Here is an 18662-nt window from a genome sequence, read left to right as displayed (position 1 = left end):
CTCGCTAGAATATATAGATAATATCATCATCCTTTAAAAAGGTTTAAAAAAATAATGGGTATGTAAGGTGGAAGCATAATAAAAGGAATAGCTTAGTGCTATTCCTTACATCAGGCGGCTAATTTTTTGCATTCTTCTGCGCATCTCAAGCATGCTTCAGCAGATTTTTGACAATGTTCATGATCGTGTTTTTTACATTCATGCCCACAGCTTTCACAAATCTTGGCACAAACTGCAGCCAACTCTGAAATAAACGGGGTACCCCTTCCTATCGCCTGTTCTAAAAAAGAGCAAATATCCGCACATTCCCGATCCAATCGAATGCACTCCACCATCATGTTTACATGATCTTCTCTTAAGCATGCGTCATAACATTGATTACATGCGGTCATACAATCTTTTAAAGTCTCGATAACAGATGAATATTTCTCAAGTGACATGAACAAATCTCCTCCTATAGTATTGTCTCTCCCTTACTATTATCCTTTAAATTACCCTTTAAACTTTTTTAGGTTATGGTAATGGTAATTTTTATAAAACATACCGGACAAGATAAGGGTGTTAGGTAATTAATGGAAGGAGCGGTGCATAAATTTAAATGAAAGGAGTGGATATATGAAAATGTTCATTAAATTAAGTGTGGCCAGTGTTTCCGGAGCCGTCTTGTATTTGATATATAATGTCAACCAGACGCTTCGTAAAGGAATGGGAACGCTCGAAGAAACAAATAAGACACTGGAAGAGGTAAGAAATGCGGTACATGGATTGACGCAGGAGTCCAAACAATTGATCCACTCTGCCAATCAAATTACAGCGGATGTAAAAGGGAAGATGGAAAATGTCGATCCGTTGCTGGAATCAGCTCAAGATGTTGGGGAAATGATTCATAATGTAACCAATTCCATGAAAGAAGCCAGTTTGAAAGGCCGCCCTAAGGATTTATCCACTCCGAAAGTTCCTTCAACTCGAACTGGAGATGAGGGGGTTCAAATAATAATCAAATAGTATCATCATTTATCATTAAAAAACAAGCACCCCAGGATTCACTAACATAATAAAAATAATCGTTTCTACTATTATTTAATTTAGAGGGGGAGCTTTATCTTGATAATTCAATATAGTGTGGCTGCGATCGCTTTAGCCTTCATTTGGTTGGTCGTTTTTTTAATCAGTACTCTTCAAAAAGGAATGATCACGATAGGTGAAGCCAATCAAACATTGGTTGAGGTTAGAAATGCCATCCACGAATTGTCCGACGAATCAAAACAACTATTGCAAACTGCAAACGAAATCACGGACGATGTAAAAACTAAAATGAAAACGGTTGAACCATTATTGGATTCTGCCCAGGATGTTGGTGAAGCTATACATTCAGTTACAGACTCTGTTAAAAAGGCCACTAACGGTTTCCGTACAGAGTTTTCCCCGAAGAAGATCAACGCTATCAAACCCAAAAATTAATTTAGATAAAAAGAAAATATTAAAAAATGAAAGACACTACCGCGATTCGGAGTGTCTTTTTTGATGGGATGTATAATAGCTGTACTAGTATGTGCTTCATATGGGTAATGCCCGTGGTTTATATCTATAAGACCCATTTCTCTCATACAGATCTCTTAACACTCTGTATGAGAATGAATATGGAACAAACAGTCATTTTTGTTTGGATTAATTATAGGACAAGCAATTATTTTCCGGATGTTTTTGAATCATTGGCATGCTTGACGCCTTTACTTACATATGGTTTGGCGCTTTTTTTCTTGTTGGCACTTGATTTCCAACGATTCCAGCCCTTCTTGCCCGTTCCAGTCCCCGTACCTTTACCCGTTCCACTCTTAGCCTTAGCTTTACTCATGAAATCACTCCATTACAAATGTATGGTTAGTTTAAACCATTTTACTTGATTATTACCCAAGTATGTTGAAATATACAGTAACGAATGTGATATGTACAGGGAAAGGCTCAATATTTTTAATCTAAATCGTTATAAACCAATAAAGCGGGGTTTTTGCCTTACTTTATCGATATGGATCTCGTCTTCGTCAGTAAGATGCTTATGCCGATTTTTTTGCAAATGGTCAAGTAGTGCATGAAAGTTAATAATACAGCCCCGGTATTCATTCCTAAAATGATTCCTCCCATATTAAGGGAAGCCTGAGACCCCAGGATGTACATCATTAAAAAGGCAACAATATGGGACCATACGGTATGGATGAAAGCATCCTTCACTAAACCCAGACCGATGAGATAAGCTTGCATGGGAATGACAAAAAAATGAAAAAGGAAATAAGGACATAATAATTTTAAATAGTATGCGGCAGATGTTGAAGAAAAAAAGAGGGAGGTCAAAGGTTCAGCAAAGAAATAAATGAAAATCACGGCCGGAACGCCATATAATACGGTGAAAGACATTGATTTTTGCAATAGTACCCTCAATTTTTCCTTATCCTGCTTCTTGTAGGCATTCGAAACATTCGGAATGAGCATGATCATTAAGGAATGCGCGATAAAGGCCGGAAAGAAGCCAATCGTCATCGCAACCCCAGTCAGCATTCCAAAATGCTCTGTAGCCACTACTGCACCGAATCCTGCCGAGAGTAGGGCGGTATGGATCAAAAAAGGTTGGATGGCATTCGTTATCGCATGAAAAATCCTTAATCCCATTGTGGGCAGCGAAACCGCCAATAACTTTTGTCGTGCATGTTTACCGGTTGTCCACGAGTTCGTACCGCGCCTCATGATCCGCATTTGAAGAACCAAAAGGTTTATCAAGTATAGAAAAACGAGGAACTCACTGCCAATCAAAACAAAAAAGGCCATCAATAATGACTTTTCCTGGTTAAAATGAAATAAATTAAACATGAGGAAAAGCAAACCGAATTGAATGATGTCTTTTAAAAAGTTGGACAAGGCAATCTTTCCCATTTGCTGGACACCCATGAAATAGCCTCTAGCAATCGATGAAAAGGAAACTATGGGGATCAACGTGATAAGCAGCCATTTAATATAGGGATGGTATCTGTCCATTATCGATGAAAAGGAAAGTATGAAAGGCATGACTATACACATTACCAATACGACGACTGCAGCCATTTTTAGTGCATGAATGATAAGATTATAATGCATTGCCTGTTTATTTTCCGCAACGAATTTTGAAATGGAAATATGTAATTCAAGGCTGGCAATCACATATATCAAAAAGAAAATTGGCAATATGGACATATATAGCCCCATGCCCTCTTCGTGTAATTCCCTGGCTAGGAGCATGTTCACTAAAAATTCGATACACTCACCAAAAAACGCTGCTACGATCAAAATGAGCGTTCCTTTATAAAAAGACTTCATGGTTGGCCCACTCCTAACAAGGTGTTTGTATAAAGATATGAGACATGCCATGGAATATTCATGAGGAACAGCTTATCCCGGCGATACAAAATGCGGTTATGCCTAGGGGAATCCTTATTATTCGTTGTTGTGAGAAAAAAAATAAATCAGGGTAAGGGTTGGGATTTGAATGAAATCGATTGGTTACATTCTCGTATTTTGGGAAAGTCCTACACATGCCGTATTTTATCAAAATTCTTCAAAGGGTGATATTCCATACAAGGGCATGTTTTTGTTAATGTCCCTTTGGTCGATAGTGTCAGATGAATCATGATCTTAAAAATGGAACTTGAATTTCGCTTTGAAATTCATGCTTTATTTTGCTATCCTTTAGCAGAGGGGATGATCAATATGAAATTCACATCTATTAGTCAATCAAATATAGATGAATTGTGCATTGCGTTTGAAAGTTGTCTTACGGAACATGACATTACATTTAAATATGTAGATATGACGGAAGATAAAGGGATCATATCGTTTATATTTTGTAATGACCCGGAAAACGCGAGATCGGTCGACATGGAAAGTGAACGTTTCATTGGATTGGATACGGATTACATAGCCAAGGAAATTTTAGAGCCTATCCTGCCTAGATTAAAGGAATATGCACAAAATAAAATCATCGATTAAGATGATTTTTTTGTTTTGACACTTGTTTTTATTGCCTAAATGGAACTGGAAATTTAACTTCCTATTATATGCGTATTATCATAGACAGGGAGATAATATTTAAGGGTATAGTTAGGGGAACTAAAAAAGCTGGAAGGGGAAAGGGGGAATTTGTAAAGCGGTTTACCATTGGATAGCTATGTAAGAAACGGTGATTAAATAAAAGAAAAACCCTGAATGTGAAAACATACAGGGTTTTTCTTCTTTGAAAAGCAATCTTTATGAATTGTAAAAATCGCTTTTCACCATTTTTACTCAACTCCTTAGCCTTCATGATTAAATGACCATTTTTTTACCGGCATTTAATTCAACTTCCTGCTTGGGAGTTTCTATGGTCTTGTTTTTCTTCACTTTAAAGTGATAAACCGCATAACATCCAAGGAAGAATGTTCCCCCGCAGTAAAGGGCCATTCGCTGCTCAGGAACAAACGCAAGACTGATCATGACGATGCAGTTTGTTAGTAAAGCTAGAATGGGGATGAATGGGTATAGCGGAACTTTGAATTTCAGATTTTCTATCTTTCCACCTTGGCGGGTATAGGATTTTCTAAATGCAAGAAGACTAGCCGATATGGCAATCCAGCCTATTTGTGCACCTAATCCTGCAAGGGAGAGAAGAAAGACAAACACTGTTTTGGCGGCTACTACACTTGAAAGTAAAGACAAACCAGCTATTGCAAGGGTGATAAGCAAGGCATTAAGCGGAATTCCTCGCTTATTCACTAGACCGAGCTTTGGACTTGCCATGCCTTCCTTAGAAAGCGAGTAAAGCATACGTGTTGCCGCGTAAAGTCCGGAGTTTGCAACGGACAAAAGCGCTATTAGAATGATGAAGTTCATGATGTCAGCTGCATACGGAACTCCGATACTATCTAGTACAACGACGAATGGACTTTCTGTGATGCTGGCTTTTTCCCTCGGAATCATCGCCGAAAGTACAGTGACAGAAAGAACAAAGAAGAAAAGGGTTCGCCAAACGGTTTGTTTGATGGATTTTGGTATGACTTTTTCCGGGTTTTCACTTTCTCCAGCGGCAATTCCGATTAATTCTGTGCCCTGGAAGGAAAAGTTCACTGTAATCATTGTGATTAGCAGGGCTGATATCCCATTGGGGAAAAGACCCTCAGCGAAAAAGTTGGAGAAAAATGGAGCTTCTTGTCCACCTTTCATATCAATCATTCCAAACATAGCAGCACCGCCAACGATGATGAACAAAATGATGGCCAATACTTTTATGCTGGAAAAAACAAACTCAGATTCGCCAAATGCCTTTGCAGATAAGGCGTTTAGTGAAAATATGAGAAAAGCAAAGATTGCACACCACATCCAAACAGGTGATTCGGGAAACCATCTTTGCATAAGCTGTCCTGCTGCCAAAAACTCTAAAGCAACTGTTACGGCCCAACCTAACCAGTAAAGCCATCCGATGGCAAACCCGGTTCCAGGACCGATGAACTTTGTCGCATATGTCTGAAACGAACCGGAAACAGGCATGGCAACGGATAATTCGCCTAGACAAAGCATCGTTAAATACATGATGAAGCCGCCGACTATGTAAGAGAGGATAGCACCGAAGGCTCCTGCTTCATGAATGGTATAGCCTGAACCAATGAAAAAGCCCGTACCAATACATCCCCCTATTGAAATCATAAATAAATGTCTTGCTTTCATGCTCCGTTTTAATTCATTTGGTTGATTTTCTATTGTCTTCATTGAAAAACTCCTTTACCTGATGGGTGCAAACGGTTTCATTTATGTCTGGACGTTATTAGGGAATTTGTGTATTTTACTCACAAATGTAAAAGATTTGATTTGAATCTTAGATGTAATTGAATTCCCTAGAATAAGAGATTATTTCTGCATTTAGAGATAGATAGGTTCCAATGCAGAATTAATTTCAGGTAGCGCCGCTTATAAAGAAAAGGAAGCCAAGCGTCAGGAAACTAGGGATGAATGGATTCAAGTGGACCATCCTTCAATGGGAAACAAGCACCCTGTTGAAGTAGGGGCTATTTCCACTGGGCCATCTATTTAACGAAATCTCTCATAAGTTCTTACAATACCAGTTATCTAAAAAGATGTCGACTATTTAACATCAACCAGTAAATCAGCAGTATTAAATTGGTCTTCCGCGCCAAAAAGTAATTTTTCCCCAAGCAATGATCCCATTAATGCGACAGCAACTTCAGCCGTTTTGTTATGCTCGTCCAATATTGGGTTTATCTCAACAAACTCTGCTGATGTAATGATATTAGCTTCAGCTAGCATTTCCATGGCAAGATGGCTTTCACGGTAACTAATACCTCCCATTACAGGCGTTCCGACCCCTGGAGCATCATCTGGATCAAGACCATCAAGATCAAGTGATAAATGAACAAGATCCGTACGTTCCTTCAGATAGGCAATCGATTCTTCCATCACTTTTGTCATACCCATTCTATCAATCTCATGCATCGTATAGACTTTAATTCCTTTTTCCCTGATTAACTCTTTCTCACCTTGGTCTAAAGAACGGGCACCAATAATGACAATATTTTCTGGTTTGACCTTTGGAGAATATCCGCCAATGTTAGTCAGTGCAGGGTGGCCAAGACCCAAACTTACTGCTAGGGACATACCATGTATGTTTCCTGATGGAGAAGTTTCGGCAGTGTTTAAATCTCCATGTGCATCATACCATATTACCCCTAAGTTTTCAGAATGCTTCGCTAAACCGGCTAATGTCCCGATTGCTATACTGTGATCCCCGCCTAATACTAAAGGAAACCGATTGGATTGGATGACTTCATCCACTTTTTGACTCAATTTTTCATTACCTTCCGCAACGTCCTGCAGATTCTTTAAATTTGTGTCGATATCACTTTGTGCTCTTTCCTGTATTTCTACTTTAATATCACCTTCATCACGGACAGTATAGCCAATGTTTTCTAGTCTTTCGCTCAATCCTGCATATCTTATGGCACTAGGCCCCATATCCACTCCTCTTCTAGTTTGACCAAGATCCATTGGAACACCAATAATTGAAATTTCTTTCTTCATGTGTAATTCCTCCTTCGATTTTTCTTCCCTAGTATAAGGGTAAAAGGATGGATGACTCAACTAGACATTTTTTTGAATATTTATACGATTGAAAAAAGGGTAAAAGTCTTGGGTTAAATTTCCTACAATTAATTATTCATGAGCATTTAATCATTACCATGCAGGGTATGTTGGTTAATGAGGAAAGTGGTTTGGATCCCATTATATCTGGAGTTTGGTGAGATTTTCATCTCAAGGATGAAAGTGGTAGCGCTCCCGATCTGAATCTTTCCTAGGGGTGATTCGGAAGGAATTAGGTATTTTTTGCTAGTTACATTTATTCATAAAAAAAGGGCGGTTTCACATGAAATGCATGGAAGGATTTTTCATTTTTATATGGAATATATAAAAAAAGACAAAAAAAATTTTAGTAGCTTAAAAGAATTTCACGAATTTTTTTCATCTAATACACTGAGTACTATGTATTTAGCAGTTTGTATTGGGAGGTATTCATGTTGAATAGCAATGATAGACATAGTGGAAAAATGGAACCGAACTTAAAGAATCAAAGACTTGAGTCAAATCGCTTGTCAAGCAAAATAAATAATTTTTTGGTTCTTTGCATATATGAGCAAAACAACCAACATCATGATTTCAATAATAAATTCAACTCACACAAGTTAAAAGATTCGAAAGGGTTTCTAACCTTTAAAGAAGGATTGAATAACAAAAGTTTCGTTATTTGGGAACATGCATATAAAGAGAACGAAGAGCTATTTGCCAAGCTGAGGTTAACGGCGAGAAACGAAACATTATCACATATTGCCCAACATGTCGTATTCTATCTATTAAGAGAATACGAAAGGATTTCTACAAAAAATCATGCTATTTTAAAAGATAAACACTTAATGGAAGATTCGATTTACCAAATGGAAAAAAAATTAAAAAATGAAACCTTTTTGGCTGAGAAATCGGTTTGGGAGGATTTTTACAGCTGGTTTAGACTGCTGGTAAAAGAATGGATCCTAGAGGAAATAGCCTTAACAATAGGCTTTAAAGAAATGGAAAGACTTGATGATCAAGCATTAAATAAGTTATTTTACAGTCATCTCACAAAACATTTTACTGAAAACACTGAATTTTTATCGAAAGTAACAGATATCGTTAATGAGTATATTAAAAAGTGGATCGATAAGATCATGACTGAATTTAATATCGAAAACAATACGATAGAAAAGATAGAAAACCTACTATGTTTTAAGAGGGACTTTCAACCATCGGATTTACTATTATCCACGATGAGGGATTTTGCTTTCAACTTTACCGTCCAAAATCATTTGCTTGTAATGAATAGTGCTCCATATCAGTCGGTTAGAGATGCAATTTATAAAAAAAAATTCGAAATCATCGGAAACGACCCTTGGCCTGCAACACCAATATTAAAGGGGAATACGGAAGGTTCCATACAAATACTCCCTTTTCGGAACGATCAAACAACCTTTGAGCATACGGATGTAAAAGAAGCTTGGAACCGATTCCACTCTTTATCTGATGTGGATGTGGATGTTTTTGATGCTCTTTGCAGCCTTTTCCTGTCAAAGGCCGCTCATAATGAGGAAACAGTGGAAATTTATTTAAATGACCTCCTTTCACTAAGAGGATTAAAGCCAAAACTTGGCGGATTCGGGCGTCGTGGTGGTTACGAAGCTAAACAGCGTGAACAAATTTTGAAATCGCTTACAAATATACAAAGCATCTGGATCAACATTAACAAAGCTACCATCTATGATAAAGGTAAGCCTGTTCAGACAAAGCTACAAGGAAGGACGTTTATCTTTAAGGATCGTGCTGGTGTGGAATATGATATATCTGAAGAAGCTTGCAGGAAAAAGATAACGTTCACGATAGATAAGGTTTTCGCTAAGTATCTTAATGGTTCTGCGAGACAGGTCGCCCTTCTTTCGATAAAAGCACTTCAATATAATCCATATAAGCAACTTTGGGAAAAAAGGCTTACAAGATATTTAAGCTGGCGCTGGAGGACCCAAGCAAGAAAAGGAGACTTTTTACAGCCGAATAAAACTAGTACCTTATTGGAATCGATCGGTGCAAAATTAAATGCCCGTACACCATCCCGTACTAGGGAACGTTTCGAGAAAGCGTTGGATGTTTTACTGGATGATGGCGTAATCGCATCATGGCATTATGAAAAATGGGATGAATCCATAGCCGATTATAAAGGCTGGGCCAGTATTTGGCTGAATTCGATGATATTAATAGAACCGCCTGATATCATAAAGGAGCAATATCGTTCTATAGAAAAAAAACAAAAATCTCACACTGGAAATAGGCTTTCAAAGCAAGCCCCTGCTAATCTAACGAGCAGTGAACATATTGGTGAGCGGATAAGAATTACAAGAAAAAAACTCAACCTCTCTTTATATCAATTAGCAGAAGAACTGGAGATATCAGCGCCATATGTCAGTAACATTGAGAGAGGAATGAAAATTCCATCCTATAAAATTCAAACGAAAATGAAGAAATGGCTTGAAAAACAGGAACATATTAATGGATCTTAAACAAATTAAACCCTTTTCCCATATAAGGAGGGGGGTTTTTTTGTGTTGTGATAACCGGATTTTAAGAATACCCCTGTTTGTGTTGCCGTATACACAAAAAACATGGGCGTTTATCTTGTTCCAATGTCGGGGCTATCACTGTAAGAAGTCGGGGTCATCAAGAACACATATTTTTCATTCCATTCTTTTGACCCTGGTGTAATATGTGGATTTTCGTCTTTTAACAATAATTAACTGCCTAATGTTTTAAATGAATTTAACAAACCATGATTTTCAGAATATTAACGCCCTCCATGTAAGATGGGTTCAAAGATATCTTTTTATATGTAGGGGGGAAGATTCATGATAGAAAATCAACATTCAAACAATTCTCATGAAACTCTTGAGCCGTTATTCAATCCAAGATCCATCGCCATCCTAGGTGCCTCCAAGAGTGAATACAAAATCGGGAATTTACAGGTCAAAGCCCTTTTGGATGGTCATTTTAATGGGGAAATATACCCGATCAATCGCAAAGCAAAAGAGATTGAAGGAATAAAGTGCTATGAATCTTTGTCAGATGTCCCGAATGAAGTTGATTTAGCCATTTTTTGCCTTGGGGCGAACCAGGTGCAGCAAGGATTAGAGGAATGTGCACAAAAGAAAGTGAAAGCAGCCATCATTTTTGCTGCTGGTTTTTCCGAAACAGGTATGGAAGGCATTAAGCAACAGGAATTGCTAACAGATATTGCAAGAAAGAATGGAATACGGATAGTGGGTCCCAACTGTGTTGGATTAGTGAATTTGTCGAATGGTTTGATTGGTACTTTTTCCCCTGCCATCCTATCAGTGCCATTAAATGACCATAGAGGGGTCGGCTATGTCTCCCAAAGCGGTGCATTTGGTGTTTTGACCTATATGGCAGCAGCTCAGAATGGATTGAGTTTCAATTACTTCGTGAGTGTAGGAAATGAAATGGAAACTGAATTCTCGGATGTAATTGAATATATGGTTCATGATTCAAAAACAAATGTGATAAGCGGCTACTTGGAGGGTGCTAAAAACCCGGATAAATTACGAAGCCTTGCTAGGGAAGCATTGGATAGAAACAAGCCCATGATTGTCATGAAAACCGGTAGGAGCAAGGCCGGAAGCAGAGCGGCTGCTTCTCATACAGGATCTCTTGCGGGTTCGGATCAGGTATATGATGCCTTTTTTAAACAATCTGGCATCGTAAGGGCCGACGATTATGAAGATATCATATCCTTTTCAAAGCTATTCCTATCAAAGAAGCTTCCAAATGGACGCAATACGGTAATCATCACTAGTTCTGGCGGGAGGGGGATAAATGAAGCGGATCGCTGTGAATCATACGGGCTTACCATCAATCCACTCAGCTTAAAGACAATAACAGAAATCAAACGTAATTTACCTGAATATGCAAGCGCTTCCAATCCGGTGGATCTAACAGCGGCTGCTTCTGTTTCCAATCCTGAGTTATTCCTTGCACCATTGCGGGCACTTGTAGAAGATCCGGATGTCGATAACATCATTTTTACTGAGTTTCCTTTTAATTGGACTGCCGAGCATCCTTTGCTTCAAGAGTTTATTGAAATTTGCAGATGCTCAGATAAATTTGTATGCATTACCACATTTCCATTAGATGGCATGACACTCCCGCCTTGTACCGATGAGCTCATGAAAAATGGCATACCAGTGATTCCGGGAAACCTTAATCCGATAAGAGGGCTGGCGAAACTAGTTGAATACAGTGAATATTATCGAAAAAATCAAGCAGTTCAAGTTTCTGACAGTAAAAAGAAAATGGAGAAACAAAGCTTGCAGGACTTGCTGAAGCCGGGTACTACATTAAGTGAATTCGAAGCAAGTATTGTTTTGGAACGATATCGGATTGCTACCACGAAGCGTGTTATAGCTAAAAATGAAAACGATGCTGTACAATTCGCTAACAGTATCGGTTATCCGGTTGTGTTAAAGGTTGATTCGCCGGATATACCACATAAGACGGAAGCGGATGCGATTCGATTGAATCTAAGTACTGACCTTGAAGTCAGGAAAGCTTTCAGAGATATTAAGCGGAATGCAGTGAATTATAACCCTGAGGCTACAATAAATGGCATTTCCGTTCAGGAAATGTTACCTGATGGAGTGGAAATCATTGTTGGTGCAAGTTATGATCCCGTATTTGGACAGGTTATCATGTTTGGTCTAGGGGGAATATTTGTTGAGATTTACAAAGATATTTCGTTCAGGATCGCTCCGCTGTCAAGACAGGATGCACTTGAAATGATTGAAGAAATCAAGGGGAAGGACATTTTAAAGGGAGCACGCGGGAAAGCCTCTGTTGATATCGAGGCCATCATTGATGTGTTATTAAAGGTTTCCGCTCTAGTTACAGATTATAAAGATTCCATCGACGAATTGGATATTAATCCTTTGATGGTATATGAAACCGGAATCAAAGCCGCTGATGCCATGATTGTCGTAAAAAATAATGTGAATGAAAATACCGTTATTAGGGGGTAGAAAGCAAATGGAACTTGATCATTTGAACGGTTTAACGGGAGCTGAATTTATAGTTGAAGTCGAAAAGAGGCATATCCGACAATTTGCTGAGGCGATTGGTGATTTTAATCCCTTATATGTGGATGAAGAATATGCTGCAAGAACTTCATATGGAGGCATTATAGCTCCGCCGACCTTCCCGATTGCCATTGGTCAGGATAGTGGCGAAAGTCTTGACCTGGGCCTCGAACAAAGGAGAATGCTTCATGGTGAGCAGGAGTTTATTTATTCCCGCCCCATTAGACCTGGTGATAGGTTACATTGTCGGATGAAAGTCTCAAATGTATACGAACGGGAAGGAAGAAAAGGAACGATGCAGTTCTTGGTACTTGATACAGAAATGAAGGATGAGTCAGGTGAAATGGTGGTCATAAGCCGAACAAATATCATTTATCGGCCCATCAGGAGCGATCATGCTTCTCTTTGAAAAAATGCTGATAGTTATAAATTTAAAGTATCAATATTAATTTCTAGCAAACTGCAAGCAGGAGGAATCAGAGATGTTGAAATATGAAAGTTTACATGAAGGTCAAAGACTTGAACCTCTCATCAAGACACCTGTAACCAAGGTACAACTTGTTAAATATGCCGGAGCTTCAGGGGATTTTAATCCATTACATACAGATGATGCATTCGCACAAGAGATTGGCATGCAGGGTGTGATTGCACATGGAATGCTGGTAATGGGCTTTCTTGGTGAATATGTAATGCAACTGGCTGGTGAACATGCTGCACCGGCAAACTTTAAAATGAGATTTGGTGCCGTAACAGTACCAGGAGATCGAATCACGTGTTCTGCTTTCGTTAAAAGTTTGTATGAAAAAAGAGGTCAACGCTTTGTAAGACTGGACCTTATTGCAGAAAAGGAACCAGAGCAAGTTGTGGGTTCAGGTGAAGTCGTTTTACGGATTCAATAAGGGAGGTTTTTAGTATGGAAAGCATTAAAAATCGCTATGCCATTGTCGGTGTAGGCGAAAGTGAGCGTTCTAAGAATTCCGGTACAACCCCGTTACATTTGGCATTGGACGCTGCTCGAGCTGCATTGAATGATGCTGGGCTAAAAGCGAAAGATATCGATGGGTTCATGAGTTATTCAGAAAACGATTCTTGTACATCTCATCAATTAGCAACTTATTTAGGGGTCCGTCCCCAATATGTTAAGGATATTCTGGGCGGGGGAAGCAGTACTGAAATGTTGATAGCTGACGCTGTTGGCTTAATCGAATCAGGCCAATTGAATACGGTGTTGATTTATCGTTCCATGAATGGACGCTCAGGAGTACGGATGGGCGGAGGCGGCTGGGATGTGAATATGCTTCAAACAGCCATAGAAGGCGGAAGCTTCATCATTCCTTACGGCGCTGGCGGTCCGGCTCAGTGGTTCGGACTATTTGCAACGCGACATATGCATGAAACCGGGCTGACCCAGGAACATCTAGGGCATGTCTGTTTAGCTTTTTACGAACATGCTCAAAGGAATCCTAAAGCATACTTCTACGGTAAACCACTGACGATGGAAGAATATCTTAAAACGCCATATTTAAGCTATCCATTTAAAAAACATGATTTCTGCCTGGAATCGGATGAAGCAAATGCAATCATTGTCACTACAGCAGAACGTGCTGAAGGATGCAAGTCCAGACCGGTATTTATCATGGGTCTATCTGCTAGGCAGTGTGTGTCCCACGCACATTATTGGAATGATTTAACTGAAGTGGCTGCAGACTATGTCGCGCCTGAAGTATATAAAATGGCTGGAGTTAAACCTGAAGATATCGATGTTGCATCCATATATGACTGTTATAGCTGGGTTGTACTTCGGCAGTTGGAAGCTTATGGATTTGCTCCACGTGGAGAGGTCGGTAACTTTGTAGCCGAAGGAAACCTGCGAATCGGTGGGGAATTACCTTCGAATACCGCAGGCGGAATGCTATCTGAAGGATATACACATGGAATGAATAACGTTTTGGAAATCGTTCGTCAAGTTCGCCACGAATACAAAGGAACCGATCGTCAAGTGAAAGATTGTGAAATCGGAATCTGTACTGGTTGGGCTGGACCCGATATGGCGGGGGCCATGATTTTAAGAAATTAGGAGGGAACAAAATGGAATATCAAAAACCAATTCCGCTTAAAACACAGGACAATAGCCCATATTGGGATGGTGCAGATCGTCATGAACTGATTCTTCAAATATGCAATTGCTGTCATCAATATTCCCATCCTCCAGGTCCGAGCTGTGCAAAATGTGGCAGTTCTGAACTTGGCTGGGAAAGCCAAGGCAGTGATATTAACGGTAAAGTCTATTCATATATCGTTTCCTACCGCCCCTTTTTACCTGGATTCCAGGATGATTTACCGCTAGTAATTGCCATAGTCGAATTAGACAGGTTGCCCCAGGTCAAGTTAATCGGAAATATTCTGCATTGCTCACCAGAAGAAATACAAATGGGCATGCCAGTAAAGATGGTTTGGAAGGAAATTACGGATGAACGGTCAATGCCGCAATGGGTTCAGTTATAGAAGTGTATTTTGCAAGCATTAAAGGAGGAAAGTAATCTATGGATTTTTCGTTTACAACCAAAGAAGAAGAATTCCGTCTTGAATTGAGAGCGTGGCTTGAAGCGAATTTACCTGAAGGTTGGATTGAAGGAACCAATAATGTTTCTAAAGATGAAGGTGAGTATGCCGTTTTCCTGAGGAATTGGCAAAGGAAATTATATGAAGGCGGCTGGGCAGCGATTGCTTGGCCCGAAAAATACGGCGGTCGGGAAGCGACGTTGATGGAGGAAATAGTTTATCAACAGGAAATGGTTAGAGTAAAGGCTCCGGCACTTGTGAATTATGTGGGCATCCATATGGTGGGCCCCACTCTTATGCAGATTGGAACGGACGAGCAAAAAGCAAAATATATCCAAAAAATTCTTACAGGTGAGGAAGTATGGTGTCAAGGATATTCCGAACCGAATGCCGGGTCTGATTTATCTGCCATTCAAACTAGCGCAGTAAAGGACGGTGATCGGTGGATCATTAACGGTCAGAAGGTTTGGACTAGCTTTGGCCACTTAGCTGACCGATGCTTTTTACTGGCTCGGACGAATCGTTTCGATAAAAAACATAAAGGGATAACGGTATTCCTTTTAGATATGAATCAGCCGGGGGTGGAAACTAGGCCCATCATTCAAATGGATGGTCAGCATGATTTTAATGAAGTCTATCTGAATGATGCGACTGCATACGATGCCGAAATAGTTGGGGAAGTAGATGAAGGCTGGAAGGTTACGATTGCATTGCTTATGCATGAAAGAACGGGAATCGGAGCGCAAGTTTTTACATTGGAGCAGCAATTCAAGGAACTTGTAGCCTTAGCTAAAGAATTGAAAGAAGATGATAAGCCGTTGATGGACAATCCGCTTGTTCGTCATACAATGGTAGATTTATATACTCGCACGCGCGGTTCACTTTTGAACTATTATCGGAATCTGACAAAGACATTAAAAAACGGTCATCCAGGTGCAGAAGGTTCTATGGATAAATTGATGGTAAGTGAACTTACTAAAGAGCTGCTGTCCCAATCTATTTCATTACAGGGACATAAGGGTGTTCTGTGGAAAGAAGATGCCATCTCATCCAACTCATATTGGCAGGATAATTATCTTTATTCTTTTGGACAAACAATTGGAGGTGGAACGAGCGAAATACAAAAGAACACGATTGGGGAAAGGATTCTAGGTTTACCGAAAGATATGGGACGTTAAGATGAAAAGGGGGTAATTAAGGTGGATTTTTCTTTAAATCAAGAACAAGAAATGTTTCGTGGTTATGTCCGGAAATATTTAGATGGTGCTGGTGAAACTAAAACGGCCCGCGCCTACATAGAGGGTGAAACTGGATCTCTAAGCACCTTATTATCCGGGCTTGCCGAACTAGGATGTACAAGTATTAATATTTCGGAAGATCACGGGGGAATGGGTTTAGGTCCTCTTGATTTAATACCTGTACTTGAAGAAACCGGCCGTTCTTTATTGCCGGGTTTATTTTTAGAAACAAATGCACTGGCTGTGCCATTAATAGAGAAATTCGGTACGGAAGAACAAAAAGATAGGTATTTAGCAGAAATTGCGGCTGGTACAAAAACATTCTCGCTAGCTTGGTTAGAACCAGGTGGAAGTTACAATCCTTCTGACATTAACATGGAGGCGAAATCCCTAAACGGTCAGCTGATATTGAGTGGAGTGAAAACAATGGTTCCCGATGCAGAGTTGGCTGATCATTATATAGTATTGGTCCGCACTGGCAAAGGTAAACGAAAGGATGGGATCACACTACTTATCGTCAATCGAAATGAAATGAATATTACGAAATGCCAGAAAAACATTGATGAAACCCGGCATTTGGCAGCTTTGGCTTTCAATGATGTTGAAATTCCCATGGATCAGGTACTTGGATCCATGCATCAAGGTTGGGATGCCCTTCAAGAAGGGTTACTATATTTCAATGCAGCTCTCTCAGCAGTAATTGTCGGGTGTATGGAGAAAGTGGTAGAGATGGCAGCAGAGTATGCGAAGATCCGTGAACAATTTGGTCAGCCCATAGGAAGATTCCAAGCGATTAAACATAGAATCGTAGATATGAAACTGGATCTCGAAACAGCAAGATCTTTAGCTTATTATGCTAACTGGGCTTTGGAAAGCGGTGCAGAAGATCGTGTTCAAGCCATTTCCTGCGCACGAATATTTGCCACGAAAGCATTCGTACGTATTTCATCAGACAATATTCAGATTCATGGCGGAATCGGGTTTACAGAAGAAATTGATTGCCACCTTTTTGTTAAACGTGCCAGATTTTATGAGAATTATTTAGGAAGTACTGAACAATTTTACAAACAGGCAGCTACGGCATTAGCTTGGTAGAAAAGTAGAAGGGTTACGTTCATGTTTTGCTAAGACGAAAGGTGGAGATGAATATTGGAAATATCATATAAAGTGAAAGAGTTTCAGAATATGATTAATGGCAATCTGGTTCCCTCTTCTTCCGGAAAGCGGATCGAGAGCTTCGATCCGTCAACAGGCAGAGTTTGGGCGACCATTCCTTGCAGTATGGCACAAGATGCTGAAGCGGCGGTAGAAGCAGCCCGAAGTGCTTTTGACGATTGGGCTACGAGGCCAGCCATGGACAGGGCAGCTTACCTGAGGAAAATAGGTGACTTAGTCGTAAAGCATGGTGAAGAGCTAGCTGAGTTGGAATCAAGAGACAATGGTTGGGTGATCAGGGAAACGAGCCACGGCCTCATTCCTAGCTTAGCAAGCATTTGGTATGATGCAGCAGGTGCTACAGCTATTGGGAGTAAGGGAGATACTGTTCAATTGGGACCCTCAAGTGTAGGCTACTCATTGAGGGAACCTTTAGGTGTAGTAGTAGGAATCCTTCCATGGAACTCACCGCTTTTCACGTTTACCATTAAAGCGGCTTATGCAATTGCAGCAGGAAATGCAGTCATTATCAAACCATCTGAATTGGCTTCTATCGCATCATTAAGATACGGGGACCTGATTAATGAAATCCTCCCGCCAGGAATCCTGAATGTCGTATCAGGAACCGGGGCGGAAGTGGGAGATACTCTAGTAAGACATCCAAAAGTGAACAAGATCAGTTTGACCGGTTCTGGTGGAACGGCAAGGGCGATAGCACAATCGACTGCACGAAATCCTAAGCCCATGATTTTGGAGCTTGGTGGGAAATCGCCAAACATTGTCTTTGCGGATGCTAATCTTGAAAAAGCAGCACAAGGGGTGACGAAATATGGGATATTTAGCGGCAACGCAGGCCAACTATGTGTAGGGGGATCGAGGATTCTGATTCAAAGGTCCATATTCGATGAAATGATCATTAGGATGAAAGAAGTGATAGAACAGCAAATTCACCTGGGTGATCCAATGAATCCAGCCACTTCAATGGGACCGATCGCTAACGCTGCTCAATATGAAAAAGTCCTCTCATATATAGAATTAGGTGAAAAGGAAGGAGGGGAAATCATCATCGGTGGCCGGCATGGAGGTGTTAGTCTTTTACCTGATGAACCTGAATTAGCTGATGGATATTGGGTTGAGCCGACACTGATCAAGGTCCATAGTAATTCCCTCCGTATCTGTCAAGAAGAAATCTTCGGTCCGGTAGCGACCGTTATCCCCTTTGATACGGAAGAGGAAGCCGTCACCATAGCTAATGACAGTGATTATGGTTTAGGAGCTGGAGTATGGACCTCGAATTTGGATCGGGCACATCGGATGGTCCGCAAACTGGAATCGGGTAATGTGTGGGTGAACTTGTTTCGCAGGGTGGGACCTGAACTCCCATTCGGAGGCCAAAAAAGCAGTGGATTCGGAACGGATACCATTCTTGAATATACCCGTGAGAAGACCATCTATATGGAAATAGGATGAGGGG

The 18662-nt window shown here is 40.2% G+C and carries 17 protein-coding genes; 12 read left to right on the top strand and 5 right to left on the bottom strand.

Going from position 1 to position 18662, the window contains the following annotated elements:
• Nucleotides 1-110 precede the first annotated feature (110 nt).
• Nucleotides 111-440 carry a four-helix bundle copper-binding protein gene (locus ACQKNS_RS00605; RefSeq protein WP_427640670.1) on the bottom strand — a complete coding sequence of 110 codons (330 nt, stop codon included), beginning with the start codon at nucleotides 438-440 and terminating at the stop codon, nucleotides 111-113.
• 175 nt (nucleotides 441-615) lie between these two features.
• On the opposite strand from ACQKNS_RS00605, the gene ACQKNS_RS00600 reads away from it, so the two are divergent.
• Nucleotides 616-1005: a DUF948 domain-containing protein gene (locus ACQKNS_RS00600; protein WP_427640669.1), complete on the top strand. Its 390-nt coding sequence runs from the start codon at nucleotides 616-618 to the stop codon at nucleotides 1003-1005.
• 99 nt (nucleotides 1006-1104) lie between these two features.
• Complete coding sequence (locus tag ACQKNS_RS00595) at nucleotides 1105-1461, top strand: DUF948 domain-containing protein (RefSeq protein ID WP_427640668.1); 357 nt, start codon at nucleotides 1105-1107, stop codon at nucleotides 1459-1461.
• A 226-nt stretch (nucleotides 1462-1687) separates the two neighbouring features.
• Here the strand turns inward: ACQKNS_RS00595 and ACQKNS_RS00590 are convergent, their stop codons facing one another.
• Both ACQKNS_RS00590 and ACQKNS_RS00585 read right to left on the bottom strand, forming a co-directional pair.
• Nucleotides 1688-1855: a DUF3934 family protein gene (locus ACQKNS_RS00590; protein WP_427640667.1), complete on the bottom strand. Its 168-nt coding sequence runs from the start codon at nucleotides 1853-1855 to the stop codon at nucleotides 1688-1690.
• Between the two features lie 158 nt (nucleotides 1856-2013).
• On the bottom strand, nucleotides 2014-3345 hold the full coding sequence (locus tag ACQKNS_RS00585; RefSeq protein WP_427640666.1) for a polysaccharide biosynthesis protein: 1332 nt from the start codon (nucleotides 3343-3345) through the stop codon (nucleotides 2014-2016).
• Nucleotides 3346-3735: 390 nt separating this feature from the next.
• Here ACQKNS_RS00585 and ACQKNS_RS00580 point away from each other — a divergent pair, with 390 nt between their 5' ends.
• Complete coding sequence (locus ACQKNS_RS00580) at nucleotides 3736-4014, top strand: hypothetical protein (protein WP_427640665.1); 279 nt, start codon at nucleotides 3736-3738, stop codon at nucleotides 4012-4014.
• A gap of 315 nt (nucleotides 4015-4329) precedes the next feature.
• On the opposite strand, the gene ACQKNS_RS00575 is transcribed toward ACQKNS_RS00580, so the two are convergent.
• Nucleotides 4330-5766 carry an amino acid permease gene (locus ACQKNS_RS00575; RefSeq protein ID WP_427640664.1) on the bottom strand — a complete coding sequence of 479 codons (1437 nt, stop codon included), beginning with the start codon at nucleotides 5764-5766 and terminating at the stop codon, nucleotides 4330-4332.
• A 372-nt stretch (nucleotides 5767-6138) separates the two neighbouring features.
• Complete coding sequence (gene rocF, locus ACQKNS_RS00570) at nucleotides 6139-7092, bottom strand: arginase (RefSeq protein WP_427640663.1); 954 nt, start codon at nucleotides 7090-7092, stop codon at nucleotides 6139-6141.
• A gap of 494 nt (nucleotides 7093-7586) precedes the next feature.
• Here rocF and ACQKNS_RS00565 point away from each other — a divergent pair, with 494 nt between their 5' ends.
• The 9 genes from ACQKNS_RS00565 to ACQKNS_RS00525 all read left to right on the top strand — a co-directional run bounded on the left by ACQKNS_RS00565 (nucleotide 7587) and on the right by ACQKNS_RS00525 (nucleotide 18658).
• Entirely contained in the window at nucleotides 7587-9650 is a 2064-nt protein-coding gene (locus ACQKNS_RS00565) for a helix-turn-helix domain-containing protein (protein ID WP_427640662.1), read from the top strand.
• A 342-nt stretch (nucleotides 9651-9992) separates the two neighbouring features.
• Nucleotides 9993-12176, top strand: coding sequence for an acetate--CoA ligase family protein (locus ACQKNS_RS00560; RefSeq protein ID WP_427640661.1), 2184 nt, complete (start codon nucleotides 9993-9995; stop codon nucleotides 12174-12176).
• A 7-nt stretch (nucleotides 12177-12183) separates the two neighbouring features.
• A complete protein-coding gene (locus tag ACQKNS_RS00555; RefSeq protein WP_427640660.1) occupies nucleotides 12184-12642 on the top strand; it encodes a MaoC family dehydratase N-terminal domain-containing protein in 459 nt (152 codons plus the stop codon).
• Nucleotides 12643-12715: 73 nt separating this feature from the next.
• Nucleotides 12716-13132, top strand: a complete 417-nt coding sequence (locus tag ACQKNS_RS00550; protein ID WP_427640659.1) for a MaoC/PaaZ C-terminal domain-containing protein — start codon at nucleotides 12716-12718, stop codon at nucleotides 13130-13132.
• A 14-nt stretch (nucleotides 13133-13146) separates the two neighbouring features.
• The gene (locus ACQKNS_RS00545; RefSeq protein ID WP_427640657.1) at nucleotides 13147-14310 is read left to right on the top strand and encodes a thiolase C-terminal domain-containing protein; all 1164 of its coding nucleotides are present in this window, start codon (nucleotides 13147-13149) and stop codon (nucleotides 14308-14310) included.
• Nucleotides 14311-14321: 11 nt separating this feature from the next.
• On the top strand, nucleotides 14322-14738 hold the full coding sequence (locus ACQKNS_RS00540; RefSeq protein ID WP_427640656.1) for a Zn-ribbon domain-containing OB-fold protein: 417 nt from the start codon (nucleotides 14322-14324) through the stop codon (nucleotides 14736-14738).
• A gap of 38 nt (nucleotides 14739-14776) precedes the next feature.
• Nucleotides 14777-15973, top strand: a complete 1197-nt coding sequence (locus tag ACQKNS_RS00535) for an acyl-CoA dehydrogenase family protein (RefSeq protein WP_427640655.1) — start codon at nucleotides 14777-14779, stop codon at nucleotides 15971-15973.
• Between the two features lie 21 nt (nucleotides 15974-15994).
• The gene (locus tag ACQKNS_RS00530) at nucleotides 15995-17128 is read left to right on the top strand and encodes an acyl-CoA dehydrogenase family protein (RefSeq protein WP_427640653.1); all 1134 of its coding nucleotides are present in this window, start codon (nucleotides 15995-15997) and stop codon (nucleotides 17126-17128) included.
• 54 nt (nucleotides 17129-17182) lie between these two features.
• A complete protein-coding gene (locus ACQKNS_RS00525) occupies nucleotides 17183-18658 on the top strand; it encodes an aldehyde dehydrogenase family protein (RefSeq protein ID WP_427640652.1) in 1476 nt (491 codons plus the stop codon).
• Nucleotides 18659-18662: the final 4 nt, after the last annotated feature.

Source organism: Peribacillus sp. NPDC094092 (assembly GCF_050279365.1).
GTDB lineage: Bacteria > Bacillota > Bacilli > Bacillales > DSM-1321 > Peribacillus.
Note: the sequence above shows the minus strand (reverse complement) of the source record. Positions and strands in the feature narration are given on the sequence as shown.